Source organism: Achromobacter sp. HZ34 (genome assembly GCF_002209485.1).
Classification (GTDB): domain Bacteria; phylum Pseudomonadota; class Gammaproteobacteria; order Burkholderiales; family Burkholderiaceae_B; genus Bordetella_C.
Genome location: NZ_NJIX01000009.1, coordinates 284,220 through 307,729, shown reverse-complemented (window position 1 = coordinate 307,729; position 23,510 = coordinate 284,220). Strand labels below are relative to the sequence as shown.

Sequence of the window (23,510 nt, the reverse complement as noted above, 5' to 3'; positions counted from 1 at the left end):
GTTGGTGTGGAGGGCGGGGAGCATCGGCTCTCCTGTTATTGGATAAATCAGGGCGCGCGGTAGGTCTTGCCCTGGAGCAGCAGCCACATGGAACGAGGCGCCAGTCCATACCGCCGCGCCAGCGCGTTCATCCCCTGCGTTGGCGAACCCTTCACGTAAAGGGCTCGGATCTCTTCAGCTACCGCATGCGTGAGCTTCCTGGGAACGCCGGGCGTGCCACGGCCCTTCATGGCTTTGTCGCGGTTGTTGTCAGCGAACGTGCCGATGGCAAGATGCAAAGGGTTTACGCATGACGGCGTGTCACAGGTGTGCATAACCACCAGCCCCACGATGTCGTCCGGCGTGATGCCGTTGCTCTTGCAATAGGCGAGCCGATGGGCACCGCACGTACGGCCCTTCCACTTGGTCAGGCCGTAACCCTTCGGGTTGCGGCGCCCCGCCCACAGAATGCAGTCGCTCATAAAAGTCTCCTGAGTGCATTTGCGAAGCCTCTCAATGAAAGACGTCGCAGATGAACTCTGGGACGCCCTCCCCGCTGCTACTCCCCGCGGCGCGGGCTCAGGGTGGCGGGCATCCATCAACCAGGCCGCGCCCGACAGCTCCACTCCCGGAGCCAGGCACGACCTGATCGCCGTCGGTCTTTTTCTCAGGGGTGACGGGTTGCGCCCTGGGCCTAGCCGCCCCTTCCGGGGCCATTGGCCTATTCATCGCTTGGCGGGTTGTTAAAGAGCGGGGCGTCTTGCTGCTTGGTGACGCGATGAACGAATCTTAGGCGACTAAGATTCAAGGCGTCAAGAATATTTTTAGCTATCTAAGATTTAAAGGCGGATCTTCGGGAGGCACCCAGGGGCTGTGTGCGGCTCCACGGGCGTGGAGCTATGATCCCAATGCGACAAATACGGGTTGGAAACCCTGGGGAGAGTGGGATGCGACAGTTCGTAGCAACCGCCTTGGCTGGGGCCCTGTATGCCTCAGGGGCATCGGCCTATCAGCCGACGCCGAACATTCGAGTGATCGTTGAACAACTCATAGAGCAAGACTTGCAGACCAGCATCAGCGGAGGCAAGGCGTTGCTATCCGCGACAACTGACCTGGCAATTGTTGATCCCCGCACCGTTGCCATCGCGTACATGCGGAACGAAGTCGCAGCAAATCAGGCATATGAGGGGCATGTGACGATGCTCCGGGGACAGGCAATGTCGATTCAGGATGGGATGGGGAAGCCGTTCGTCGAGTTTGCCTATAGCGGAGAATGGGGCGTCAGAGCCTACTTCATCCCGAGCGAGCAAGGGGAACTGGCCAAGCTGCGCCGCCTTGACCATGTCGATGCAATCTGCAAAGGCGACGGCGTAATCATGGGCGTGCCGATCTTCAAGGGATGTGTGATGGCTTCCACCTGGAAGCGAATCGTCGCCTCGGAAGTCAATCGGAATGTTTCGGACTTCTACGCGGGCAGAGGAGCCACTCAAGAGACGAAGATCATAGGCGTCCTGGCTGTGGCCATTGGGGGGCTGGTGCCCAAAGCGGATGATTGTTCGCATGACAAAGATTCATGCTTGTCCGCCATGCAGAAATTCCACAGCCTCACCACCCAGGAACAATCCGACCTCGCAGCCACCGCTGCCGAAAACATGAAAAAGGCGGGGTTGATGGCGGGCGCCAGGAGGGAGTGATTTCCCCGGCCCGCTTGAGCGCTCACAACAACCTCGGATCCACACCATTGCGCAGGTCATAGGGCGACCAGAGGATCTGGCCGACGATGCGCACGTCCCGCCCGTCTTCAAGCGCGATGGGAAAAGGCTTGTGTTCTCGATTCGTGGACTTGGCCAGCCATTGCCCTCCACGCTCTCGCGAGAGGCACTTCACCAGCATCTCGCCGCCGCGGTTGATCGCGTAGACGATGTACGGGCGAATCTGCCGCAGGTCGGTGATGATGTCCTCGAAAAACAACATAGGGCTGCCATCGCCTATAACCGGCTTCATGCTGGGCCCGTCGCCATAGAGAACGGACATACGGGGAATAGGCAGTCCGAAGGATTCCAGGAACGAGCGGCGGAACATGATCTCGCCCTTCTGTGTCTCGTGGTAGTTCTCGAAGCCAAGCTTTCCGGCGGCCAGTCGCACGTCCATCTCGGGAATGCGGACAAAATCGTGGTCGTTCGCAGAATAGGCGCTGTCCTCGTCCAACGTCACGTTGGCATCCTGCCTTATCTTCAGCTGGGACAACTCGCGTTCCATCTGCAGCGTGGTCTTGCCTCCGTTCCATGGCGCAGGCATGCCGGGGATGCGCATGGGGAACGGATCGTCCGTCGCGTCCATGTCCACTACCGAACCTCGGCGCGCGGTTGGCGCTGCGGGTGTGCTTGGCTTCAGCTCTATCCCAAGTCCCATCATCCGCATGGCAGCCTTGATCGTCTCCTGCAGGTCTGCAAGTTTCGCCTTCGGCAGCGCGCGGATGTCCTTCTCGGGGATGTCCGGGAATGGCCATTCCGCAGCAGGCGTCGCCAGTATGGGATTGGCCACACTTAGCGCGCTCTGCTTCGGCGCCGACTCGTCGTACAGCCAATGAGGGTCGACGCGCAAGGTCGCGGCGACCTTCATGCAGGTCGCGAGATCCGCGCCGTTCGAGCCATTGAACCAGTGGCTGGCCGCACCTGAAGATGCCCCTGCAGCCTTCCAAAGCTCGGTTTTCGTAAGGCGAGGCTCGCCGGCCGCTACACGTCGAGCGGACTCCTCAGCGAAGGCGAGCTGAATTCTTTCTTGGAAGGTCATCTTAGGATGCTAAACAAAAATCATCTTAGATGGCTTGCAACTAAATTCTTAGTCATCTAAGATGCGAGCCATGAGCCATGAAACCGACGATTCCAAACTGATCGACGCCCTGGGCGGCACCGTTAAGGTCGCACAGCTTTGCAACCTGACGACGGGAGCCATTTCCCAATGGCGGACCAACGGCATCCCCAAGGGATGGCGGAGCTTTCTTCGCCTTGCAAAGCCGAAGGTTTTCAAGGCGTGGGAAATCTCCAAGCGCCCAACTTCGGCGGAGGCCAGCCATGCGTGACCTGTTCGCCAACTGGCTTTGCTCCAGGAAGTGGGCTTGGCGCTGGGCCCAATCGCATGGGAGCCGCTTTGCGGTTCGGCTGGGCCGACTCTGTATGGCACGCGTGGCCTGCGGCATCTCCATCCGCTGGGCCCACTTGGTAAGCGAGCACGGCCTCGATGACGCCCTGGCGGCGCACGCACGGCGCGGAGAGTGAGGCATCAATGCAACGTCTCTCCATCCCCAGCCGGCGCCGCGTACTTCCGCATATCCGCCTCATCGCACAGGCGGGTGAACAGTCGCATCACCGTTTCTTCTCCCGGTTCCTCGAAGGCGCGTCGCGCCATGTCCTGGGCCTGTTCCAGCAGCTTTTCCGTATCGCTCATCTTGACCTCCGTGTTTTCGATGCCGCCAGTGTGGCCGGCCCCGCGTGCATGTGCATGCACATCTTTTTGAACAAGGTTGAACGCAAATGAACGCGCCTGCACCGGTGCAATTTCACGTTCAGAAGCCCTCGATGGAACAGGCGCTTCGGAATGCCCTGACCAACCCCAAGACATGCGGCATCGTCCGCGATCGCCTGGGTTGGGACGCCAGCCAGGTCAGCAAATTCCTGTCCGGCGGTATGGGCGTGACGATCGACAAGGTCGACGCCGCCATTGAAGCGCTGGGCATGGTCGTCACGACGCCTGCCTACATGGACTTCCTGGCCTACGGCGCGAAGATCGGCGCCAACTGTTATTGCGCGCGCGCTGGCGCGGGCGATTGCGGATCGAGGTAGGGATGGCAGATATCACCCTCGTCCGTCAGCAGCAAGCTGAGATCGCGGAGGCGGACCGCGAGGCCGCGCGCCGCGCCATCTTCGGGGTGGTCGACGGCCTGGGCGATCAGGGGCGCAAGCAATGGCGGCGCCTGTGGAACTCTATCTTCCGGCTTGAGCCCGGCGAGATGCTGGAGATCCGCACGCACAAGGAGCGCCTGGGCTGGTACCACCGCAAGCACATGGCGCTGGAGTCGAAGGTGTTCGAGGCGCAGGAGCGGTTCAAGGACTTCGACGCCTTCCGCGACTGGCTGAAGGTTGGCGCCGGCCACGTGAACTGGTACCCGGGCCCGAAGGGCGGCGTCATCCCGGTACCGAAGCCCATCAGCTACGCGCGCCTGGAGCAGACCGACATGGAGGAGTTCCACGCCAAGGCGGTCGAATTCCTGCGACAGCCCTATGCAATCAAGACGCTGTGGCCGGCGGCGCCCGCGCACCTGGCCGCGGCGATGATCGAAGATGTGTTGGGGAAATTCGGTGAGTAAGTTCCAAGATCCGACGCTCGACGCGTCCCAGGTGGAGTCTGTCCTCGATTACGACGCCATCACGGGTGAATTCCGCTGGAAGGTGGCGTCACGGAACGGCGCTATCCGGCCGGGTTGTAGAGCTGGTTACGTTAAGGGCGGCTACCAGGTGATCAGCATTCGCGGGCGCCATATCTATGCCCACAGGCTTGCGTGGTTGCTCGTCACCAGAGCATGGCCGAGCCTGTTTGTGGATCACCTCAATGGTGACAAATTGGACAACCGATTCGCAAACTTGCGAGAAGCCACGCTGCAAGTCAACAACCAGAATCTGCATGGCGCGAACGCCAGAAATAAAACGTCCGGCCTGTTGGGGGTGACGTGGAATCGTGGGAAGTGGACCGCACAGATAACAATCCCCGGAAAAGGCCGTACCTACCTTGGTCGCTTCACTGACCCTGCTATGGCCCACCAGGCATATCTGGAGGCCAAGCGCAAATATCACGAAGGGTGCACCATATGAAAGGCAGCAATCCCACCGCAGAACAGAAGCGATTCTGGGACATGCTGGTCAGCAACATCGGCTGCGTTGCATCCAGGATGGATGGCTTCGAGGATACACGCTGCTCCATCCACCATATCGACGGACGCACGAAGCCCGACGCGCACTGGCTGGTGCTGCCGCTGTCCGCCGGCAACCATCAGGACGGTACCGGCACGCCCGGCCGCATCGCGGTTCACCCATGGAAGGCTCGCTTCGAGTCGCGCTACGGCAAGCAGGTCGACCTGCTGATCTGGTGCATTGAGCGCCTGCAGGATCAGGGCCTGATAGTGCCGGACGGCGCTCTGCGCGCGGTCGGCATGCTGGAGGCCGCATGAATTATTACCCTCACCACATTGGCGACTTCAACAGCGCCACGCGCCACCTGACGCGCCTGGAGCGGTCGGTGTATCGGGACATGCTGGACCTGTACTACGACACCGAAGGGCCACTCACCCCCGAGCTGGATTCGCTGTGCCGGCTCCTGCTCGCCCGTTCCAACGAAGAACGAACAGCCGTTGAACAGGTGTTGAACGAGTTTTTCACAGAATCCGACGAAGGATGGTGCCATGCGCGCTGCGACGCCGAGATTGAGAAGTATCACGTCCAGCGAGAGGCTAAATCGGCCGCCGGCAAGGCCAGTGCAGCGAAAAGGGCACAAAAAACGCAACGACCGTTGAACAGCCGTTCAACACCTGATGAACAGTCGAACTACGACTGTGCAACTAACCAGAACCAGAACCATAACCAAGATAAAGAACACCCCCCTACCCCCCGCAAGCGGGGGCAAGGATTCGACGCCGCGGCGATCGACCTACCGAACTGGCTCGACCGCGAAGACTGGCAGAGCTGGGTTTCTGACCGCAAGGCACGCAAGAAGCCAGTGACGGAGGAAGGCGCACGGCGCCAGCTGAAGCAGCTTGCCGACTACCTGGCCCAGGGCCACAAGCCTGCCGACGTGATTGGCAACAGCATTGCCGGCGGCTACCAGGGGCTGTTCCCGCCGAAGGCCCAGGCGCGCGCCGGGCCGCCGAGCCGCGCGCAGGCAATGGCCGACTGGAATGCAGAACTGAGCAGGGAACTGGCGCAAGGCCGCCGGCCCACAGAAATCGACATGGGGGTTATCGATGCAAGTCACTGAGGCACAGCCGCCCACCATCGGCGGTCTGGTCGTTAACGAAATGCGCTTGATGTACGGCGCGAAGTTCGCCCAGCAATGGCAAGGGCTAACGCCCCGGGAGCTGAGGGAGTCCTGGGACGAGAAACTGGCTGGCTTGAACGAAAGCGAGGTGCGCACAGCGCTGGTCGCCTGCCTCAGCCGCGACTGGCCGCCGACGGTGCCCGAGTTCCTGCGCCTATGCCGCCCCTGGATGAATGCCGAGGTGGCCTACCACGACGCCGTGGCCGGCATGGCCGCGCGCCGCCGCGGCGAAATGGGCCTGTGGCCTCACCCGGCCGTCTACTGGGCGGCCGTGGCTACCGGAACGCACGACCTGCTGGGCAGCACCTACGGCGCCATCAAGGGCCGCTGGGAGCGCGCGTTCTCCGACGAGTTGGCGAAGGGCTACTGGGCAGACGTCCCGCCTGTGCGCGAAGCGCTGCCGGCGCCGGGCCAGACCCAGGCAACGAAGGAAGAGGCCGAGGCCGCGCTGAAGAAGATGGGTGCCGTCGACGTGCTGACCGCCAAGCCTCAGGGAACCGCCTGGGCAAACAAGATACTGGCCGAGCACGACCGCAAGGGCGGCAAGCGCTACTCGCTCACCGTGGTGGCGATGGCGAAGCGCGCACTGGGAATGGAACTGAACGCCGGGGAGGCAGCATGAAAGAGGATTTGATCCTGTCGCTGGACCCGGGTCCGGAGCAAACCGGCTGGTGCGAATACGAGCCCGGCACCCACAAGCTGCAGGACTCGGGCGTCTGGGCCAACGAACACGCAATCGTCAAGGTGCGCGTGGGGCGTTTCTCGCATCTAGCCATCGAAATGATCGCCAGCTATGGCATGCCTGTTGGCGCCGACGTCTTCGAAACCTGCCTGTGGATTGGCCGCTTCATTGAGGCCGCGCCAATCAAGCCCGCCGTCGAGCTGGTCTTCCGCAAGGACGTGAAGATGCACCTGTGTGGCAACACCCAGGCCAAGGACGCGAACATCCGCCAGGCCATCCTGGATCAGTTCGCGCGCACGGGCGGCGGCGCTACCCCGCAGGTAGGCACGAAGAAGCAGCCGGGCCCGCTCTACGGCGTCAGCACCCACGCCTGGGCTGCGCTGGGCGTGGCCCTCACATCGCGCGCCGGGCGCGCAGGAAACAAGGTGGCAGCATGAGCGAACGGGAAGGAAAGAGGAACGCCGAAATAATGGAACGGCGCAATGCGGGCGAGACGTTCGGCCAGATCGGCAAAGCGTTGGCGATGAGTGCCGCCGCGGCGAGAAGCGCCCACCGGCGCGAGATGGAACGCATGGCGCGGCCGGCGCGCGAGCCTGTTGCCGAGACGCGCCAGCGCTTACGGAAGCAGGCCGCCGTGGCCGCGACGAAGGATCAGCCCGCATACCCGGCCGCAGCCGCGCGCACGTTCGGCCCATCCGCCGTCATGCGCCCGTACCGCCCGGCGCTGGCGTTGCGCCTGGCCGGTGCCCGCGCTGCCGACAGCCAGCCGGCGTTCCTATCCATGGGCAGCCGCATCCCTGAAGTCCGGGAGAGTACTCAATGGCCCGCCTGACCGGAGACGACCTGCTGTGGAACTGGGCCCGCTGGTCCTGGTCCGGGGAGACCGTCGGCAACATGGAGAGGTACGTCCCCTGGGAAGACGATCACCGCCCGATCAACACCGACCACGCCCTGGCCGTGGAGGCCATGCACGCCGCGCTGCCCTGGCACGAGCGCATGGTGATCATCGCCGAGTACACGCAGAAGAATGCGATGTTCGGCGACCTGTGCGCGCGCGAGCGCCAGACCAAGGCCCGCGCCTGGATCGAATACACCACGGGTGTGGTCCTGACCGACACCGATTACAAGCTGTACCTGGGGCTTTTCCGCGGCCAGGTAGAAAGGAGGCTGGCTTGAAATACGCCGGAGAAGTGATTGACCTGATGGCCTGTTACCCGGGCCGGGAATTCCGGCTGATGGAGCTGGTAAGGCATGTGTCGCGCGGGCGTTACCTGATCGATGCGGAGAAGACACGGATGCAGCGAGGCATCCAGCGCGCCATGGAAGCGCTCAGGGATGCCGGCAGCGTGACGATTCAGGAGCCCGAGGAAGGCAGCCACGGCCGCACATACACATGGCGTGTGACGGTTCCGTCACATGAGGCCTACAAATCCGTCACGCATTCCGTAACATAACGCCTGACACTGCACGCCTATACGAAACGAAGCCCCGGACATGCGCCGGGGCTTCGCTATTTACAACGTCATCAATGTCTCTTTCAGCTTTCTCACTAGGGTGTCCAAATAAGCAGCATCACGCTCCGCGACAAATCTGGCGACCTCAACTTCTTTAGCAGCCATGATTCCAAAATCGATGCTCTTGCTCTGAAGTGCGGTCTGGACTATTTCCACTGCCTTGTGTGCTGCGCTTGCCTCGTTGAGGGCCATGCTTCGCTCCGCTGTTTGATGGACCGGAAAGATTAATTCGAAAGTTCGTATGTGCCCAACTGAAGGCAATTAAGCGATAAATCGCAATATTTCTAACCCACTGGCCTGCCGCCTTGCCTCCCCGTTACGCGGTCCCTCCTCCCCTGAGTGGCAGGAAGGCTTGAGGCGGCAGACCAGTGGGAGCAGCCGCCGTAATCGACCAGAATGCGCCCCAAGCGCCTGCCCCGCGGCAGAAATCTCCAACGGAGCGCTGTAGTCGCGGGAGGGCCCAGGGCGATCGGTGACTGCACCGACATGCTGGCCCCGACCGGCGCCGCCCTAACGGGCCCCACAACATTGATGCGGTGTAGGGAAGTGGTCTATCCCGTCGGGCTCATAACCCGGAGATCGCTGGTTCGAATCCAGCCACCGCAACCATTCGAGAGTGTCATGGCACGCCCATCCAAGCTTACCGACGTCCAGTGGGAGACCATTGGCAAGCGTCTCCTGGCGGGTGAAGCGGCTGCGGCCCTGGCCCGCGAGTTCGGCGTCAGCAAAGCGGCCATATCGGTACGCTTTTCGAAACGCAATGAGAACATAAAAATCGTTGCGAATCAGATAGTTGACACCGAAAGGGCGCTATCAAAACTGAACGTTTCTGAACAGATGGCGGCGCGTTCACTTGCCGATGACCTCAAGGCGATCAGTGAACATCTAGCTGGTGCCGCACGTTACAGCGCCGCCACCTCCCATCGCCTGGCCAGCATGGCCCACGTCGAGTCCGAGAAGATCGACGACACCGACCCAACGAGTCAGGAAAGCGTCAAGGCTCTCCAGGGCGTGGCCCTCCTGACCAAGATGGCGAACACCTCCAGCGAGATAGGCATCAACCTGCTGCGCGCGAACAAGGAACAGGTCGACGGGATGAACCGCGGCGACGACGAGGCCCCGGCGGGGTTGGAACACTTCTATGGGGACTCAGCCGTCTAAGCCGACACTCAACCCGGCGCTGCGCGAGTTCTGGCTGAAGCCAGCGCGCAATCGGGTTTTGATCGGCGGCCGCGCTTCGTCCAAGTCATGGGATGCCGCCGGCTTTGCCACGTTCCTGGCCAACCGGTTCAAGCTGCGCATCCTGTGCGTGCGGCAGTTCCAGAACAAGATCGAGGAATCGGTCTACACCCTGCTGAAGACCCAGATCGAGCGGTTCGGCCTGCTGCCGAAGTTCCGCATCCTGGACAACAAGATCCACCACCGCAAGACCAGGACGGAATTCCTGTTCTACGGCCTGTGGCGGTCGATCGATGAAATCAAGTCGCTGGAGGGGGTGGACATCCTCTGGATCGAGGAAGCCCACAACCTGACCCAGGAACAGTGGGAGATCCTGGAGCCGACCATCCGGAAGGCTGGATCGCAGATCTGGATCATCTTCAATCCGAAGCTGGCGACCGACTTCGCCTACAAGCGCTTCGTGCTGAACCCGCCGCCGAACACGGTGGTGCGCCTGATCAACCACGACGAGAACCCGTTCTTGTCGCAGACGATGCGGGACATTATCGAGGCAGCCAAGGCAGAGGACTACGACGAGTACGCCCATATTTACCTGGGCGTGCCGCGCGACAGCGACGACGGCGTGATCATTCGCCGGGCCTGGATCATGGCCGCGATCGATGCGCACCTGAAGCTTGGCTTCGAGGCGGCCGGCGACAAGCGGATTGGCTTCGACGTGGCGGACAGTGGCGAGGACAAGTGCGCCAACGTCTACGCGCACGGCTCTGTTGTGTCCTGGGCTGACGAATGGAAGGCAGCCGAGGACGAACTCCTCAAGAGCTGCACCCGGACCTACGCGGCCGCCCGCGAGCGCGGCGCTGGCGTCACCTACGACTCCATCGGGGTCGGAGCTGGCTGTGGTGCCAAGTTCGGCGAGATCAACGAGGCGCGGCGCCAGGAGAGCGACAACCAGCCTGTGATGTACGAGAAGTTCAATGCCGGCGGCGCGGTGTTCGAGCCGGATGAGGAGTACACCCCGGGCACCACGAACAAGGACATGTTCGCCAACATCAAGGCTCAGGCCTGGTGGCAGCTGGCCGACCGGTTCCGCAATACCTACAACGCCGTTCACCGCGGCGAGCAGTTCGACGTCGACAAGATGATCAGCATCACCAGTGATTGCCCGTACCTGGAGAAGCTGATCGACGAACTGTCGACGCCGAAGCGCGACTACGACCAGAACGGTCGGGTCAAGGTGGAAAGCAAGAAAGACCTGGCCAAGCCCACACGGGAAGGCGGCCCGGTCAAGTCCCCCAACATCGCGGATGCGCTGGTTATGTGCTTTGCGCCCCGGGATCGAACCCTGGAGCACTGGGCACGCCTCGCAGCTTAAGGAACACCATGAGCCGTCGTTACGGAAAAATGCAGCGGGTGCAGCCCAAGCCCGCCCCTACGACGGCCAAGTCTACCGACTCGTTTGCCAACATAGAAGCGCGCGTCGGCATCCAGACGAACAACCAGGCGTCCCAGGGTCGCTACACGTTCGACCTGGTCAGCCGCAACCGCATCCAGATGGAGGCGGCCTATCGGTCGTCCTGGGTCTGCGGCATGGCCGTGGACGCTGTTGCCGAGGATATGACGCGTGCCGGCATCGAGCTGGCGAGCGACATCGCCCCGGACGATGCCGAGCGCATCCAGGCCACCATGGAGGAATTTCAGGTCTGGGATGCGCTGTGCGACACGGTCAAATGGGCGCGGCTGTATGGGGGCGCCATCGCCGTTATGCTGATCGACGGCCAGGACGTGAGCACGCCGCTCAACATCGACAGCGTCGGCAAGGACCAGTTCAAGGGACTGCTGCCTCTCGATCGGTGGCTGGTCCAGCCCTCCCTCACCCACCTGGTGCGGGAATACGGCGCGGATCTCGGTAAGCCCGAGTATTACGACATCCTGGTTAGCGCTCCGGCCCTGGCCGGCAAGCGCGTGCACTACAGCCGCGTGATCCGCCTGGACGGCCTGAAGCTGCCTTACTGGCAGCGGATCGCCGAGAACCTGTGGGGCCAGTCTGTGCTGGAACGGTTGTGGGATCGCCTTCTGGCGTTTGACAGCACGACCGAAGGCGCGGCGCAGTTGGTCTACAAGGCCCACCTGCGGACGTACAAAGTCAAGGGCCTGCGCCAGATCCTGGGCATGGGCGGCCCGGCAGAAGTCGGCCTGATGAAGCAGATCGACTTCATCCGACGTTTCCAGTCCAACGAGGGCATGACCCTCATGGACGCCGACGACGAGTTTGAGGCCCATGCCTATACGTTCAGTGGCCTGGACAACGTCCTGCTGCAGTTCGGCCAGCAGATATCGGGCGCGCTGCAGATCCCGCTGGTGCGCCTGTTCGGCCAGTCGCCGGCCGGCCTGAACTCCTCTGGTGATTCGGACCTGCGCACGTATTACGACAACGTCGCCAACGGCCAGGACAAGCAATTGCGGCCCGGCATGAGGGTGCTGCTGGACGTGATCCACCGATCTTCCCTCGGCCGCGCGCCTGACGACAAGTTCGGCTTCGAGTTCCGCCCCTGCTGGCAGATCACCGACGCCGAGAAGGCCACGATCGCCAAGGACCACGAAGGCGCCATTGCCGACGCATACGACAAGGGGATCATCGGCCGCAAGACCGCCCTGTCCGAACTGAGCAAGTCCAGCCACACGACGGGCGTGTTCACCACGATCACCGAGGAAGACATCGATGCCGCAGACGACGATCCGCCCGACCCCGGCGAAGTCGACGTACCTGGGCCTGATGACGGCAAGAACCCGGGACAAGCGCCAGGCGCGCAAACCGCCGCCCCGGCGTGACCCGGTCAAGGCCAGGCGCGCGGAAGTCCAGTTCACCGCCCAGCTGAAGAAGGTCGCCAAGAACATCGGCGACATCATCGACGGCTTCCCGGCCGGCAACCCTTCGGCACTGCCGCCGCTCACCGCAATCCTGGAGTCCTACTCCAAGGCCCTGGAGGAATGGGCGCGCGGCGCGTCGCTGCGGATGCTGACCGAGGTGAACCGCCGGGACCGGGATGCGTTTCTGGAGCGCAGCCAGGATATCTCCCAGGCACTGCGCGACGAGATCCGGAACGCCGACACCGGCCGCGTCATGCAGTCGCTGATGGCCGAGCAGGTCGACCTGATCAAGTCCCTCCCCCTGGAGGCTGCCGAGCGCGTCCACAAGCTGACCATCGAAGGCTTGCAGGACAGCACCCGCGCGGCCGAGATCGCCAAGGAAATCGCCAGGTCTGGCGAGGTGACGGAAAGCCGTGCAGTGCTGATCGCTCGCACGGAGGTGGCCAGGACGGCCGCCAAGCTGACCGAGGCGCGCGCGCTGTCGATCGGCAGCACCCATTACATCTGGCGCACCGTCGGCGACTCTGACGTGCGCTCAGGCCACAAGCACATGAACGGCAAGGTATTCGCCTGGAACGATCCGCCCATGGTCAACGAGGGATCGGACAAGAGGCCCAACTGGCTGCGGCACCACCCGGGCGAAATCTGGAACTGCCGCTGCTACGCGGAACCTATCCTGGCAAAGGAATGAGCATGCACACCACTGACCGCATGGCCAGCGGCCTGTACACGGTCGAGCGCCTGGGCGCGCGGCAGTCCATGACGAATGAAGGCTTTCTCCTCTGCGAGGGCGTCCCTATCGCGCGCACCGGAGAGCTGCTCTACGCGGCTGGCGAGGTGCCGGTGGAGACCGGCAGCGACGGCATCATCCACGTCGACCGCACGGCCGACGAGGTGTTCCGGGCCGAGACCATGGCGAGCTTCGAGGGCAAGCCGGTCACCATGGACCACCCGGCAGACTTCGTGACGCCGGAGACCTGGCGGCAATTGGCCGTCGGCATCACCCGCAACGTCCGCCGCGGCGACGGGCTGGACGACGACTACATCCTGGCCGACATGCTGATCACCGATCGGTCGGCCATTGATGCGGTGCGCGCCGGCCTGCGGGAGGTTTCCTGCGGGTACGACGCGGACTACGAACAGATTCAACCCGGGCGCGGGGTACAGCGCAACATCATCGGCAACCATGTGGCGCTGGTAGAGCGTGGCCGCTGTGGCCCGCGTTGCGCAATCGGAGATAAGGAACCGGAAATGGCAAAGAAAACCTGGATGGACAAGCTTCGCGCTGCCTTCAAGAGCAAGGACGAAGCAGCGATGGAAGAAGCCTTGAAAGAGGCCGACACCACGGATGCTGAAGGCGACGAAGACGACGACAAGGACAAGGACGACAAGTCGGGCAAAACCGGCGACTCGGTCATGCTGGGCAAGATCCTCAAGACGCTCGACGCCCTGAACAAGCGCGTCGGCGACATGGAAGCGGCCGCCAAGGAAAAGGACGACGAGGACGAGAACAAAACCAAGGACACCGTCCTGGAAGCCGAGGAAGCTAAGGCCAACACGGAAGCCAAGGGCGAAACCTACACCGGCGACATGGCTACCGTCCGATCCAACGCCGAGATCCTGGCCCCCGGCATCAAGCTGCCCACCCACGACAGCAAGACCAAGACCGCTGATGCGATCTGCGCTTGCCAACGCAAGGCCCTCGATACCGCCTACGGCACCGACGCTGGCCGCGCGGCGATTGACGTCTTCCTCGCTGGTCGCGCGCCGGAGTTCGGCACGATGGACGCCAGCGCCGTCGCCACAATCTTCAACGGCGCCGCCGCCCTGCGCCGCCACCAGAACAACACCTCCGGCGCGCGCAGCGGCATCAGCACGCGGGACTTCGGCCGCGCCACCACGGTGGCCAGCATCAACGATCAGAACCGCAAGTTCTGGGACGCCCGGACGGGCAAATAACCAAGGATCCACTCATCATGGTCGCATACCTCTATCGCATGCCGTCCGGCATCCCGGGCGATATCAGCCGCAAGGAAAACTCGGTCGTCGAGACCCAGATTCTGAACTCCGCGGCGGCTTTCACGGCCTACGGCCTGGTCGGCAAGATGTCCGGCGGCAAGTTCGTGCCGTTCGCTGGTGGTGAAACCGCCGCTGATGCGTACGGCGTGCTGGCGCGCCCCTATCCCACCAACTCCGGCACGGACGGCCTCGGCACCGCCACGCCGCCCACCTCTGGCCCCGGCGATTGCATGCGCCGCGGCTGGATGACCGTGAAGCTGAACGGCGGCGCCACCGTGGCGGCCGGCGGCCAGGTGTACGTGCGCGTCGCGGGTGCCGCCTCGGGCAAGCCCCTGGGCGGCTTCGAAGGCGCATCCGACACGACCAACACGGTCGCCATCGCCGCGGTCTTCACCTCCGCCGCTGACGCCGACGGCAACGTCGAAATCTCCTTCCGCAACTGATCCCCCATCACGGGAACCAGGCCGCCTTCGGGCGGCTTTTTTATCGCCCCTACGGAGCAAACATGAACCACAGCAAACGCGAACTGGCGGCCGTGATGGCAGCGGCATCGATGGGCGCCACCGCGCGCCTCATCCGCGCCCGCACGAAGGACCAGATGATGACCTTCGACCGGCAGACCATCGACTCGGCCGGCGCCTTCCTGATCGGTGAACTGGAACGCCTGGACCAGACCCTGCACGCCCCCTTGGCGTCGGTGACCTGGTCGCGTGACATCGATCTGCGCGAGGACGTCTCGATCGCCGATGAGACCTCGTCCTTCACCAACTCCAGCTTCGCCGCGGCCGGCGGCCCGTCGCCCACCGGTAAGAGCTGGATCGGCAAGGATGCCAACTCCATCCAAGGCCTGGCCCTGGATATCGGCAAGACGGCCAGCCCCCTGACCCTGTGGGGCATGGAACTGGGCTGGACCATCCCCGAGCTGGAGTCCGCGCAGAAGCTGGGCCGCCCCGTCGACCAGCAGAAATACGCAGGCATGCAGCTGAAGCACAACATGGACATCGATGAGCAGGTCTACATCGGTGACTCCACGCTGGGTCTGTACGGTTTGGTGAACAGCCCGAAGGTCACGAACTCGTCCAACGCGCAGACGGGTAGCTGGTCCACGGCCACCCCGCAGCAGATGCTGGACGACGTCAACGAACTCATCAACAGCACCTGGGCGGCTTCCGGCTACGCCATCTGCCCGAGCAAACTGCTGTTGCCGCCCGTCCAGTATTCGAAGTTGGTCGGCACGCTGGTATCCAGCGCGGGCAATATCTCGGTCCTGGAATTCCTGCGCCAGAACAGCCTGGCCAACAGCGTCAACGGCCGTCCCCTGGACATCCAGCCGCTGAAGTGGCTGTACCAGCGCGGCGCGAGCAACGCCAACCGCATGGTCGCCTACACGCAGGACCAGCAGCGCGTGCGCTTCCCCCTGGTACCGCTGCAGCGCACTCCCCTGGAGTACCGCAGCATCTATCAGCTGACGACCTACTTCGGCCGCCTTGGCGCCGTCGAGTTCGTCTACCCTGAAACGCTGGGCTACCGCGACGGCATCTAAGGAGAACGGCATGCCGAAGATCTACGTTCACACGGCGTTCAACCTGCAGCATGGCGGGGAGAAGCACTTCTTCCCCATCGGCAACCACACCGTGGCGGCCGACATCGCCAGCCACTGGTACACCAAGGCGCACACGGGCGACGAGCCCCAGGGCGACCCTGATACCAGCGCGGCGGCGGACGCGATGATTGCGGAGCTGGAAGCGCAGGAAAAGGCGCTCGTCGCCCGCACCGGCGATCTTGACGCCCGAGCGGCCGTCCTGGACAAGCAGGAAGCCGACATCCAGGCGCGTGAGGATGCCGTCGGCAAGAGTGAAGCCGCCGCTGGCGAACGCGACAAGGCACTCGACGCGCGCCAGGCCGAACTGGATGGCCGCGAACAGGCGCTTGCCGCCCGCGAGCAGTCCCAGCAGAATGCCGGTGGCACCGAAGCCAAGGGCACCAGCAAAGGCAACAAGTAAGGATCGACCATGGATGCAGCCAAGTTCCGCCAGGACTTCCCGGAGTTCGCCGACACGACGGTCTACCCTGACAGTCAGGTGACGTTCTTCGGCGCCCTGGCGGAATCGCTGCTCCCGGAGTGCCGCTGGGGAACGCTCTGGCCGTTCGGCGTCGAACTGTTCATTGCCCACCAGCTCGCGCTGGCCGGCAAGAACAGCAAGACCTCGGAGGCTGGGGGCACACCTGGCGCGGTGACCGGCCCCATGACGGCCAAGTCCGTCGACAAGGTCAGTGCCAGCTACGATGCCGGCGCGGTGACCCTGGAGGACGGCGGCTTCTGGAACTCCACCACCTACGGCACGCAGCTGCTGTTCTACGCGCGCATGATCGGCGCCGGCGGTGTCCAGCTATGAGCATGACCGTCACCGCGGACAGGCTGGCCCAGGTACTGGCATCCATGGCCGAGTTGGTCAAAAAGGACGTGCTGGTTGGCATCCCTGACAGCGCGCCCGAGCGCAAGGAAGACACGCCGCTCTCCAATGCGCAGATCGGATACATCCTGGATAACGGCAGCCCGGCAGCGAACATCCCGGCGCGGCCATTCCTCGTGCCGGGGGTCCAGAATGTCCAGGACGAGATCCTGGATGAGTTCCGGGGCGGCGCCAAGGCAGCGCTGGACGGCAATCCTGCGGGTGTCGAGCGATCGATGGTACGGGCTGGGCTGAAGGCGCAGAACTCCGTGCGCGCCAAGATCCAGGACGGCCCGTTCGTGCCGCTGGCGCCTTACACCCTTGCCGAGCGTAAGAAGCGCGGCCGCACTGGTGAAAAGCCGCTGCTTGATACCGGGCAGCTTCGCAACTCGGTCACCTACGTGATCCGCAAGAAATAGGGTCATCCATGCCGTTCCTCGATGTCACCGATGTCCTGCTCGATCCGGACTTCTTCGACTCGCTCGTCTGCACGCGCAACGTTCAGACGGTGGGCGACGACGGCCTGGCTACCAACGTCGGCACCGATACGCCATTCATCGGCGTGGTGACCAGTGATTCTGGCGACATCCTGGAGCGCATGGCGACAGGTTCACGCGTGAAGGGCTCGATCCTGGTGTGCACCAAGTTCCGTCTGGTGGAGAGCGCGCCCGGCATTGATGCCGACGTCGTGACTTGGGATGGCTCGCGGTACACGGTGACGAACGTCAACAACTACTCGCGATACGGCGCCGGCTTCGTCGAGGCGTACTGCACACTGATTCCGGTCCAGGGGGCGGGAAATGGCTAATACCTCCGCCACCGGCGGATACTTGACGCCGACCAGCCCTATCCCGCTGGACGACCTGGACCTTGACCTGGTGTTCCAGGCATTTATCCGGGGACTCACCGGTCTGCCGGGCGCCATGGTGCGTCCGCGCTGGCAGCCCACCGTCCCGCAGACGCCCGGGCCGACCGTTGACTGGTGCGCTGTGGGGGTCACCCCGCGCACGCGCGCCCAAGACTACCCGGCCATCCAGCACGATCAGACTGGGGACGGCCAGGATCAATACACGCGGCACCAGGAGATAGACGTCCTGGTGACGTTCTACGGGCCGCACGCGATGCAATACGGTGGCCTGCTGGCCGACGGCGCCTACATCCCGCAGAACAGCGAGGCGATCGCCCAGCACGAAATCAAACTGATCGAGATCACCGACGCCTTCGCGGTACCCGAGCTGGTCAATGAGCAGTGGCAGCGCCGCTATGACGTACCCATGAAGTTCAGGCGGGTCATCCGCCGCACCTACCCGGTGCTGAACCTGCTGGCCGCCGAGGCCTCAGTCCAGTCCGACAGCGGGCCGAGCGCAGACGTCACCGTCCCGTAGCAGCACAACCAGAACCATTCCAGGCCCGCCATCGAGCGGGCCTTTTCTTTTCCGGAGCCATCCATGAGCAAAGGGCTTTCCATCAGCCGCATCGTGAGCGTCGACATTGTCCTGTCGCCGCTCGCCGCCGGCACCCGTGACTTCGGCGCGCTGCTGATTGCCGGCTCGTCGCCCGTGATCGACATCAACGAGCGAATCCGCGAGTACGAGGGTATCGACGACGTCGCCAACGACTTTGGCACGACCGCTCCGGAGTACCTGGCCGCCGCCCTCTTCTTCGCCCAGTCCCCACAGCCCAATCAGCTGTTCATCGGCCGCTGGGCGCAGACGGCTACCGCCGGCCTGTTGCGCGGCGCGATCCTGAACCCGACCCAGCAGGCCCTGAGCAATTTCACGGGCATCGACGACGGCGCGTTCAAGATCACCGTCGACGGCGCGGACAAGACGGTATCCGGCCTGGACTTCAGCGAGGCCACCAACCTGAACGGCGTGGCGTCGGAAATCAATTCGGTACTGACCGGCGCTACCGTGGCCTGGGACGGCGTGAATAGCCGCTTCGTGGTCACCAGCAGCACCACCGGCGCCACGTCGGCAGTGGGCTGGGCTACCGCGCCGACCACCGGCACGGACGTCAGCGCGCTGCTGGGCCTGACCCAGGCGCAGTCCGCTGTGCCCGTCGCCGGCATCGCCGCGGAGACGTACCTGTCCGCCGTCCAGAAACTGGCCGACATGTCGAATGACTGGTATGGCCTGCTGGCCGCTGCCACCGGCATCACCGACGATGCACACATGGAAGTCGCTGCCTACATTGAGGCCGCCTCCCCCACGCGCATTTACGGCGTTACGACGCAGTCGACCGCGGTGCTGGACCAGACGATCACGACTGACATCGCCAGCCGGCTCCAGGCGGCGAAGTACAAGCGGACGTTCTCACAGTACTCGGCCTCCAGCCCCTATGCTGCCGCGTCGATGTACGGCCGCGCCTTCACGGTCAACTTCCTGGGCAACAAGACCACCATCACGCTCAAGTTCAAGCAGGAGCCGGGAGTGACGGCGGAGACGCTGACCACGACCCAGGCGAATGCCCTGGAGGGCAAGAACTGCAACGTATTCGTGAACTACGACAACGACACCGCGATCATCGAGCAAGGGGTAATGGCCAACGGCTATTTCTTCGACGAGGTCCACGGTACCGACTGGTTCCAGAACTACCTGCAAACCGCCCTCTACAACCGGCTTTACACCAGCACTACCAAGATCCCGCAGACAGACGCGGGCGTGAACGACCTGCTCACGGTGGCCGCCCAGGCTTCGGACCAAGCCGTCACCAATGGCCTGGTCGCCCCTGGCGTCTGGAACGCCGACGGCTTCGGCAACCTGAGCACGGGCGACACCCTGAGCGCCGGGTACTACCTGTACGCGCCGCCCGTGTCGACGCAATCGCAGGCCGACCGTGAGGCCCGCAAGGCCCCGGTCATCCAGGGCGCATTCAAATTCGCCGGCGCCATCCACAGCGTCGACGTGATCGCCAACTTCAACCGGTAATCGGAGCCGCCCAACATGGCAACCTATTCGTTCACCGACGTCCAGGCCACGCTGGCCGGCCCGACCGGCGTGGTCAACTTCGGCTATGGCGCCGCCACGGCCGAGGAAGGCATTACCATCGCGCCGGCCGCCGACAAGAACACCATGACGGTGGGATCGGACGGCGAGTTCATGCACAGCCTGCACGCCGACAAGTCGGGCCTGGTCACAATCCGGCTGCTCAAGACCAGCCCGATCAACCAGGCGCTGATGATCCAGTACGACGCGCAGACGCTGTCCAGCCTCCTGCACGGCAAGAACGTCATCACCGTGCGGAACTCCGCCTCCGGCGATATCGCCATCTGCCGCGGCGTCGCGTTCAAGCGCGCTCCCGACCTGACCTATGCGAAGGACGGCGGCATCGTCGAATGGCAGTTCGACGCCGGCAAGATCGACCGCAACCTGGGGACTTACAACTGATGGAATTCGCAATCAAAGGCGTGAATTACCGCTCCGGCCGCCTGAGCGCAATGCAGCAGTTTCACGTCGCGCGGCGGGTCGCGCCGGCCCTCACCGGGCTGGTGGCCGCTCTCGGCGGAAATGCTCCGTCGAAAGACGACTTTGCCCAGGCCCTGGCGCCGCTTGCCGACGCCGTCGCGCGAATGCCGGACGCTGATGCTGAATACGTCATGGGCGCCTGCCTGGGCGTGGTCAGCCGGCAGACGGATGCCACCACCTGGGCGCCCGTCTGGCGCTCTGGCCAGATCGCATTCGATGACATCGACGTCGGCGCCATGATGCAGATCGCCGCCAAGGTCATCCAGGACAACCTGGGAAATATTTTCGGCGCACTCCCCGCGAGCGTCCCCGCCAAATAGGGGAATCGGGAGTGCGCTGGGAATCGCTTCCAGGTGGTGAAGACTGGCTGCTGCGCCCGGTCATCAAGGGGCTATGCCAGTTCGAAAGCCTGAAATCGGGCGCCGTCGACCTGGCCGACATTGCGCTCATGAATGACGCGCTGGACGTGATGGAAGAAAACCAGGCGCTCGCGCGGCGCATGACCGAGAAATGATATGGCAGCCAGTGCAGACGTGATCAAGGAGTTCCTGGTCGGGCTCGGCTTCAAAATCGACGAGAAGGGCCAGAAACGCTTTGTCGACACTATCGGCGCCGCTACGGTTCAGGCAGTGGCGCTGGGCGCTGCGACCACGGCCGCTGCCACCGCGGTGGTGGCCGGCGTCGCCAAGATGTCGGATAGCCTGGAGCAGCTTTATTTCGCCTCCCAGCGCAGTAAGGCATCGGTCGAATCCATCCAGGCCCTGGATTTCGCTGCCCGGCAGTTCGGCGCCGGCGCGCGCGACGCGGTCGAGTCCATCGGCCGCTTCATGCGGTCGTCGCCTGGCGCCGCGTCGTTCCTGAACAACCTGGGCGTCCAAACGCAGACGGCCAACGGCCAGCTGCGCGACACCGGCGATATCCTCACCGACCTGGGCGCACGCCTGAAGGAAATGCCCTATTACAGGGCCAAGGCATACGCCGATTTCCTCGGGATCGACGAGCGCACGCTGATGGCGCTCCAGCAGGGTCTGGGCGAGTTTAGCAAGCAGTACCGCGACATGCTCCATGCCGCGCACCTGGATTCCGACCAGGCGGCCAAGGCTGCACACGGCTTCATGGTCGAGTTGCGGACCCTGGGCGGTGCCGCGGATATCCTGTTCAAGAAAGCCGCTTCCGAACTGGCCGGCGGCCTATCGGATCAGATTCGCCGCTTCCGCGAGTGGCTGGTCTCAAACTTCGACGAGATCAGCGCCGCGATCGTCAAGGTTGCGCAGTTCGTGATCAAGGTCGGGGATATCCTGATCACGATCGTCCAGCGCATTGCGCAGGCCGGGCGGGCCGTTGCCGAATGGTTCCAGGGTGCCGACCAAGCATCCAAGGATCTGCTGAAGACCATCGCCCTACTCGCTGCCGGATGGCGCACCTTCAGCCTGCTCGTATCCATGTCGCCCGTCGGGCGCATCCTGGCGCTAGCCGGCGCGCTGGCCCTGCTGTTCGACGACTACCAGGTCTGGAAGAACGGCGGGAAATCGCTTATCGATTGGGGGAACTGGACCAAGGAGATCGACGAGGCCGTCGCTGCGATCGATAAGCTGGCCAGCGCACTTGAGAAGCTGGCGAAGTTCCTTGGGTTCAACGACACGAAGAAGTACGTCGACAGCTCGATCCAGGAAGCGAAGGACATCGCCAACATCGTCGAGCGGTTCCTATCGGGAGATGGGCCCGGCGCGATGCAGATCATCCGCGAGCGTCGTGCCCGAAACGGCGCCGCGCCCGAGGGAGAGAACACTACCGCTCCGGCATCCGGTGACGCGCGGGGCATCCGGAACAACAACCCGGGAAACCTCAATTACATCGGACAGCCTGGCGCCTCGCTGGAGGATCACGACAAAGCCAGGTTTGCCAAGTGGAAGACAGCGCGCGAAGGTCTACAGGCCCTCGCCAACCAGCTTCGCCTGGATGGCTCACGCGGGCTGGACACCATCCGAGGCTTGATGGAAAAGTATGCGCCTCGGAGCGAAAACGACACCGACGGCTATATCCAATTCCTCTCTGGATTTATGGGGATTGACCCGAACGAGCACTTCGACGTCAAGACCGACCCGGCTGCTCTCTCGATGCTGATGCGGGGCATCATCCAGAAGGAGAACGGATACAACCCCTACAGCCGCGGGCAGATCGACGACGCCATCGGCTCCTCAGGCCTGATTGGCGGGGGCGCCGGAGCGCAGATCAGCCAGAAAACCGAGATCAATATCCACGGAGTCGACGACCCGCAGGCAGCCGGCCAGGCGGTGGCGCGCGAGCAAAACACGGTGAATGAGCGCTTGGTGCGCAACCTCAAGGGAGCGGTGCAATGATCGGTGACGTTCTGCTGGTCGGCGATATCCTCTCCGACATTTTCCTGCGCACGCCGCGCGCGCTGGGCCCGGTCATCCCGCAGGTTGCCGTCGAGGAGGTGCATCGCGATCAGGTGGCCATTACGGATCACCCGGTCGAGCAAGGCGCGGCCATCTCGGACCATGCGTTCAAGTTGCCGGCCGAACTGGTCATCCGATACGGGTGGTCCAGTTCCCGCGACATCCTGGATACGGTCCAGGACGCCATCCAGAACGGCACGCTGCTCAGCGTGGATGAGGTGTACCGGCGTCTTCTGGATCTGCAGGCGACGCGCGAGCCCTTCGATGTGATCACGAAGCGGCGGGCCTACAAGAACATGCTGATTCAGTCGATGCAGGTCACGACCGACGAGAAGACCAACGGCTCGCTGATGGTCCAGGCAGCGCTGCGGCAGGTCATCATCGTTCAGGTGACCTCCGTCAAGGTGCCCCCGAAGGTGACGCAGGCCTATCCCGTCGACACGGCGCCGCCGATAGATTCGGGCGTCAAGCAGCCCCAGCCAGCGAACGAGAGCATTCTGTACAAAGCCGGCTCGATCGGCGCAGCGATTGGACTATGACCGCTTACGAGATCCCCCTCTCCTCTGACTCCCAGCGGTTCACCATCACCCTGGCGGGCGTGGTGTACAGCATGGCGCTGACTTGGCGAAGCGGCACGGGCTGGGTGCTGGATATCGCTGATGCGACATCCCTGCCCCTGGTGTCCGGAATTCCCCTGGTCACCGGCGTAGATCTGCTGGGCCAGTACAGCTACTTGGGCATCGGCGGCCGCCTGATCGTCCTTGTAGACGGCGATATTGCGGCGGTGCCTGACTATGACGGCCTCGGCACCGAGGGGAAACTGTATTTCGTGACGGAGTAGC

Annotated in this window: 35 protein-coding genes and 1 tRNA gene; 32 read left to right on the top strand and 4 right to left on the bottom strand. The window is 63.4% G+C overall.

Features of this window, described 5'->3' with window-relative positions; all coding sequences use genetic code 11:
• Positions 1–47: 47 nt before the first annotated feature.
• Positions 48–461, bottom strand: a complete 414-nt coding sequence (locus tag CEY05_RS28855) for an HNH endonuclease (protein ID WP_088600704.1) — start codon at positions 459–461, stop codon at positions 48–50.
• A gap of 465 nt (positions 462–926) precedes the next feature.
• Here CEY05_RS28855 and CEY05_RS28850 point away from each other — a divergent pair, with 465 nt between their 5' ends.
• A complete protein-coding gene (locus CEY05_RS28850) occupies positions 927–1,673 on the top strand; it encodes a hypothetical protein (protein WP_088600703.1) in 747 nt (248 codons plus the stop codon).
• A 22-nt stretch (positions 1,674–1,695) separates the two neighbouring features.
• Here the strand turns inward: CEY05_RS28850 and CEY05_RS31895 are convergent, their stop codons facing one another.
• Entirely contained in the window at positions 1,696–2,772 is a 1,077-nt protein-coding gene (locus tag CEY05_RS31895; RefSeq protein WP_233161764.1) for a S24 family peptidase, read from the bottom strand.
• Positions 2,773–2,842: 70 nt separating this feature from the next.
• On the opposite strand from CEY05_RS31895, the gene CEY05_RS28840 reads away from it, so the two are divergent.
• Entirely contained in the window at positions 2,843–3,061 is a 219-nt protein-coding gene (locus CEY05_RS28840) for a hypothetical protein (RefSeq protein WP_088600702.1), read from the top strand.
• 200 nt (positions 3,062–3,261) lie between these two features.
• On the opposite strand, the gene CEY05_RS31555 is transcribed toward CEY05_RS28840, so the two are convergent.
• Positions 3,262–3,426 carry a hypothetical protein gene (locus tag CEY05_RS31555; RefSeq protein WP_198952935.1) on the bottom strand — a complete coding sequence of 55 codons (165 nt, stop codon included), beginning with the start codon at positions 3,424–3,426 and terminating at the stop codon, positions 3,262–3,264.
• A gap of 131 nt (positions 3,427–3,557) precedes the next feature.
• Here CEY05_RS31555 and CEY05_RS28830 point away from each other — a divergent pair, with 131 nt between their 5' ends.
• The 10 genes from CEY05_RS28830 to CEY05_RS28785 are packed head-to-tail and all read left to right on the top strand — an operon-like array spanning position 3,558 to position 8,202.
• A complete protein-coding gene (locus tag CEY05_RS28830) occupies positions 3,558–3,821 on the top strand; it encodes a DNA-binding protein (protein ID WP_233161763.1) in 264 nt (87 codons plus the stop codon).
• Between the two features lie 2 nt (positions 3,822–3,823).
• A complete protein-coding gene (locus tag CEY05_RS28825) occupies positions 3,824–4,345 on the top strand; it encodes a DUF1367 family protein (protein WP_088600699.1) in 522 nt (173 codons plus the stop codon).
• Positions 4,338–4,847, top strand: coding sequence for an HNH endonuclease (locus CEY05_RS28820; protein WP_158219449.1), 510 nt, complete (start codon positions 4,338–4,340; stop codon positions 4,845–4,847). The genes CEY05_RS28825 and CEY05_RS28820 overlap by 8 nt, the downstream gene beginning before the upstream one ends.
• Positions 4,844–5,203: a Ref family recombination enhancement nuclease gene (locus tag CEY05_RS28815; protein WP_088600697.1), complete on the top strand. Its 360-nt coding sequence runs from the start codon at positions 4,844–4,846 to the stop codon at positions 5,201–5,203. Before CEY05_RS28820 ends, CEY05_RS28815 begins: the two co-directional genes overlap by 4 nt.
• Positions 5,200–6,006, top strand: a complete 807-nt coding sequence (locus tag CEY05_RS28810) for a YdaU family protein (RefSeq protein WP_088600696.1) — start codon at positions 5,200–5,202, stop codon at positions 6,004–6,006. Before CEY05_RS28815 ends, CEY05_RS28810 begins: the two co-directional genes overlap by 4 nt.
• Complete coding sequence (locus tag CEY05_RS28805; RefSeq protein ID WP_088600695.1) at positions 5,993–6,688, top strand: hypothetical protein; 696 nt, start codon at positions 5,993–5,995, stop codon at positions 6,686–6,688. Before CEY05_RS28810 ends, CEY05_RS28805 begins: the two co-directional genes overlap by 14 nt.
• Positions 6,685–7,185, top strand: a complete 501-nt coding sequence (locus CEY05_RS28800; protein ID WP_088600694.1) for a hypothetical protein — start codon at positions 6,685–6,687, stop codon at positions 7,183–7,185. The genes CEY05_RS28805 and CEY05_RS28800 overlap by 4 nt, the downstream gene beginning before the upstream one ends.
• The gene (locus CEY05_RS28795; protein WP_088600693.1) at positions 7,182–7,580 is read left to right on the top strand and encodes a hypothetical protein; all 399 of its coding nucleotides are present in this window, start codon (positions 7,182–7,184) and stop codon (positions 7,578–7,580) included. Before CEY05_RS28800 ends, CEY05_RS28795 begins: the two co-directional genes overlap by 4 nt.
• On the top strand, positions 7,568–7,924 hold the full coding sequence (locus tag CEY05_RS28790) for a hypothetical protein (RefSeq protein ID WP_088600692.1): 357 nt from the start codon (positions 7,568–7,570) through the stop codon (positions 7,922–7,924). The genes CEY05_RS28795 and CEY05_RS28790 overlap by 13 nt, the downstream gene beginning before the upstream one ends.
• Complete coding sequence (locus CEY05_RS28785; protein WP_198952934.1) at positions 7,921–8,202, top strand: hypothetical protein; 282 nt, start codon at positions 7,921–7,923, stop codon at positions 8,200–8,202. Before CEY05_RS28790 ends, CEY05_RS28785 begins: the two co-directional genes overlap by 4 nt.
• 60 nt (positions 8,203–8,262) lie before the next feature.
• Here CEY05_RS28785 and CEY05_RS28780 read toward each other — a convergent pair whose 3' ends face one another.
• The gene (locus CEY05_RS28780) at positions 8,263–8,454 is read right to left on the bottom strand and encodes a hypothetical protein (RefSeq protein ID WP_088600691.1); all 192 of its coding nucleotides are present in this window, start codon (positions 8,452–8,454) and stop codon (positions 8,263–8,265) included.
• Between the two features lie 340 nt (positions 8,455–8,794).
• Here CEY05_RS28780 and CEY05_RS28775 point away from each other — a divergent pair.
• The 20 genes from CEY05_RS28775 (at position 8,795) to CEY05_RS28680 (ending at position 23,509) form a co-directional block, all read left to right on the top strand.
• Positions 8,795–8,871 (top strand) — tRNA-Met (locus CEY05_RS28775).
• A gap of 12 nt (positions 8,872–8,883) precedes the next feature.
• Positions 8,884–9,423 (top strand): helix-turn-helix domain-containing protein, encoded by a 540-nt coding sequence (locus tag CEY05_RS28770; protein ID WP_088600690.1) that lies wholly within the window; start codon positions 8,884–8,886, stop codon positions 9,421–9,423.
• Positions 9,404–10,813: a PBSX family phage terminase large subunit gene (locus CEY05_RS28765; protein WP_088600689.1), complete on the top strand. Its 1,410-nt coding sequence runs from the start codon at positions 9,404–9,406 to the stop codon at positions 10,811–10,813. Before CEY05_RS28770 ends, CEY05_RS28765 begins: the two co-directional genes overlap by 20 nt.
• An 8-nt stretch (positions 10,814–10,821) precedes the next feature.
• On the top strand, positions 10,822–12,270 hold the full coding sequence (locus CEY05_RS28760) for a DUF1073 domain-containing protein (RefSeq protein ID WP_088600688.1): 1,449 nt from the start codon (positions 10,822–10,824) through the stop codon (positions 12,268–12,270).
• Entirely contained in the window at positions 12,161–13,000 is an 840-nt protein-coding gene (locus tag CEY05_RS28755; protein WP_255407792.1) for a phage minor head protein, read from the top strand. Before CEY05_RS28760 ends, CEY05_RS28755 begins: the two co-directional genes overlap by 110 nt.
• 2 nt (positions 13,001–13,002) lie before the next feature.
• Positions 13,003–14,268 (top strand): DUF2213 domain-containing protein, encoded by a 1,266-nt coding sequence (locus CEY05_RS28750; RefSeq protein WP_233161762.1) that lies wholly within the window; start codon positions 13,003–13,005, stop codon positions 14,266–14,268.
• A gap of 17 nt (positions 14,269–14,285) precedes the next feature.
• On the top strand, positions 14,286–14,771 hold the full coding sequence (locus CEY05_RS28745) for a hypothetical protein (RefSeq protein WP_369826010.1): 486 nt from the start codon (positions 14,286–14,288) through the stop codon (positions 14,769–14,771).
• Between the two features lie 62 nt (positions 14,772–14,833).
• Entirely contained in the window at positions 14,834–15,871 is a 1,038-nt protein-coding gene (locus CEY05_RS28740; protein ID WP_233161761.1) for a DUF2184 domain-containing protein, read from the top strand.
• A 10-nt stretch (positions 15,872–15,881) separates the two neighbouring features.
• The gene (locus CEY05_RS31550) at positions 15,882–16,331 is read left to right on the top strand and encodes a hypothetical protein (RefSeq protein ID WP_198952933.1); all 450 of its coding nucleotides are present in this window, start codon (positions 15,882–15,884) and stop codon (positions 16,329–16,331) included.
• 9 nt (positions 16,332–16,340) lie between these two features.
• Entirely contained in the window at positions 16,341–16,724 is a 384-nt protein-coding gene (locus tag CEY05_RS28730) for a DUF4054 domain-containing protein (RefSeq protein ID WP_088600685.1), read from the top strand.
• Positions 16,721–17,200, top strand: coding sequence for a hypothetical protein (locus tag CEY05_RS28725; protein ID WP_233161760.1), 480 nt, complete (start codon positions 16,721–16,723; stop codon positions 17,198–17,200). The genes CEY05_RS28730 and CEY05_RS28725 overlap by 4 nt, the downstream gene beginning before the upstream one ends.
• Positions 17,201–17,208: 8 nt before the next feature.
• The gene (locus CEY05_RS28720) at positions 17,209–17,589 is read left to right on the top strand and encodes a hypothetical protein (RefSeq protein WP_088600683.1); all 381 of its coding nucleotides are present in this window, start codon (positions 17,209–17,211) and stop codon (positions 17,587–17,589) included.
• Positions 17,582–18,166: a hypothetical protein gene (locus CEY05_RS28715; protein ID WP_088600682.1), complete on the top strand. Its 585-nt coding sequence runs from the start codon at positions 17,582–17,584 to the stop codon at positions 18,164–18,166. Before CEY05_RS28720 ends, CEY05_RS28715 begins: the two co-directional genes overlap by 8 nt.
• Positions 18,167–18,229: 63 nt before the next feature.
• Positions 18,230–19,711: a DUF3383 domain-containing protein gene (locus CEY05_RS28710; RefSeq protein ID WP_088600681.1), complete on the top strand. Its 1,482-nt coding sequence runs from the start codon at positions 18,230–18,232 to the stop codon at positions 19,709–19,711.
• A gap of 15 nt (positions 19,712–19,726) precedes the next feature.
• The gene (locus CEY05_RS28705) at positions 19,727–20,170 is read left to right on the top strand and encodes a phage protein (protein ID WP_088600680.1); all 444 of its coding nucleotides are present in this window, start codon (positions 19,727–19,729) and stop codon (positions 20,168–20,170) included.
• A complete protein-coding gene (locus CEY05_RS28700) occupies positions 20,170–20,568 on the top strand; it encodes a phage tail assembly chaperone (protein WP_088600679.1) in 399 nt (132 codons plus the stop codon). The genes CEY05_RS28705 and CEY05_RS28700 overlap by 1 nt, the downstream gene beginning before the upstream one ends.
• 11 nt (positions 20,569–20,579) lie before the next feature.
• A complete protein-coding gene (locus tag CEY05_RS28695; protein ID WP_088600678.1) occupies positions 20,580–20,762 on the top strand; it encodes a hypothetical protein in 183 nt (60 codons plus the stop codon).
• A gap of 1 nt (position 20,763) precedes the next feature.
• Positions 20,764–22,608: a hypothetical protein gene (locus tag CEY05_RS28690; protein ID WP_088600677.1), complete on the top strand. Its 1,845-nt coding sequence runs from the start codon at positions 20,764–20,766 to the stop codon at positions 22,606–22,608.
• On the top strand, positions 22,605–23,207 hold the full coding sequence (locus CEY05_RS28685) for a phage baseplate protein (RefSeq protein ID WP_088600676.1): 603 nt from the start codon (positions 22,605–22,607) through the stop codon (positions 23,205–23,207). Before CEY05_RS28690 ends, CEY05_RS28685 begins: the two co-directional genes overlap by 4 nt.
• Positions 23,204–23,509 carry a hypothetical protein gene (locus CEY05_RS28680; protein WP_088600675.1) on the top strand — a complete coding sequence of 102 codons (306 nt, stop codon included), beginning with the start codon at positions 23,204–23,206 and terminating at the stop codon, positions 23,507–23,509. Before CEY05_RS28685 ends, CEY05_RS28680 begins: the two co-directional genes overlap by 4 nt.
• Position 23,510: the final 1 nt, after the last annotated feature.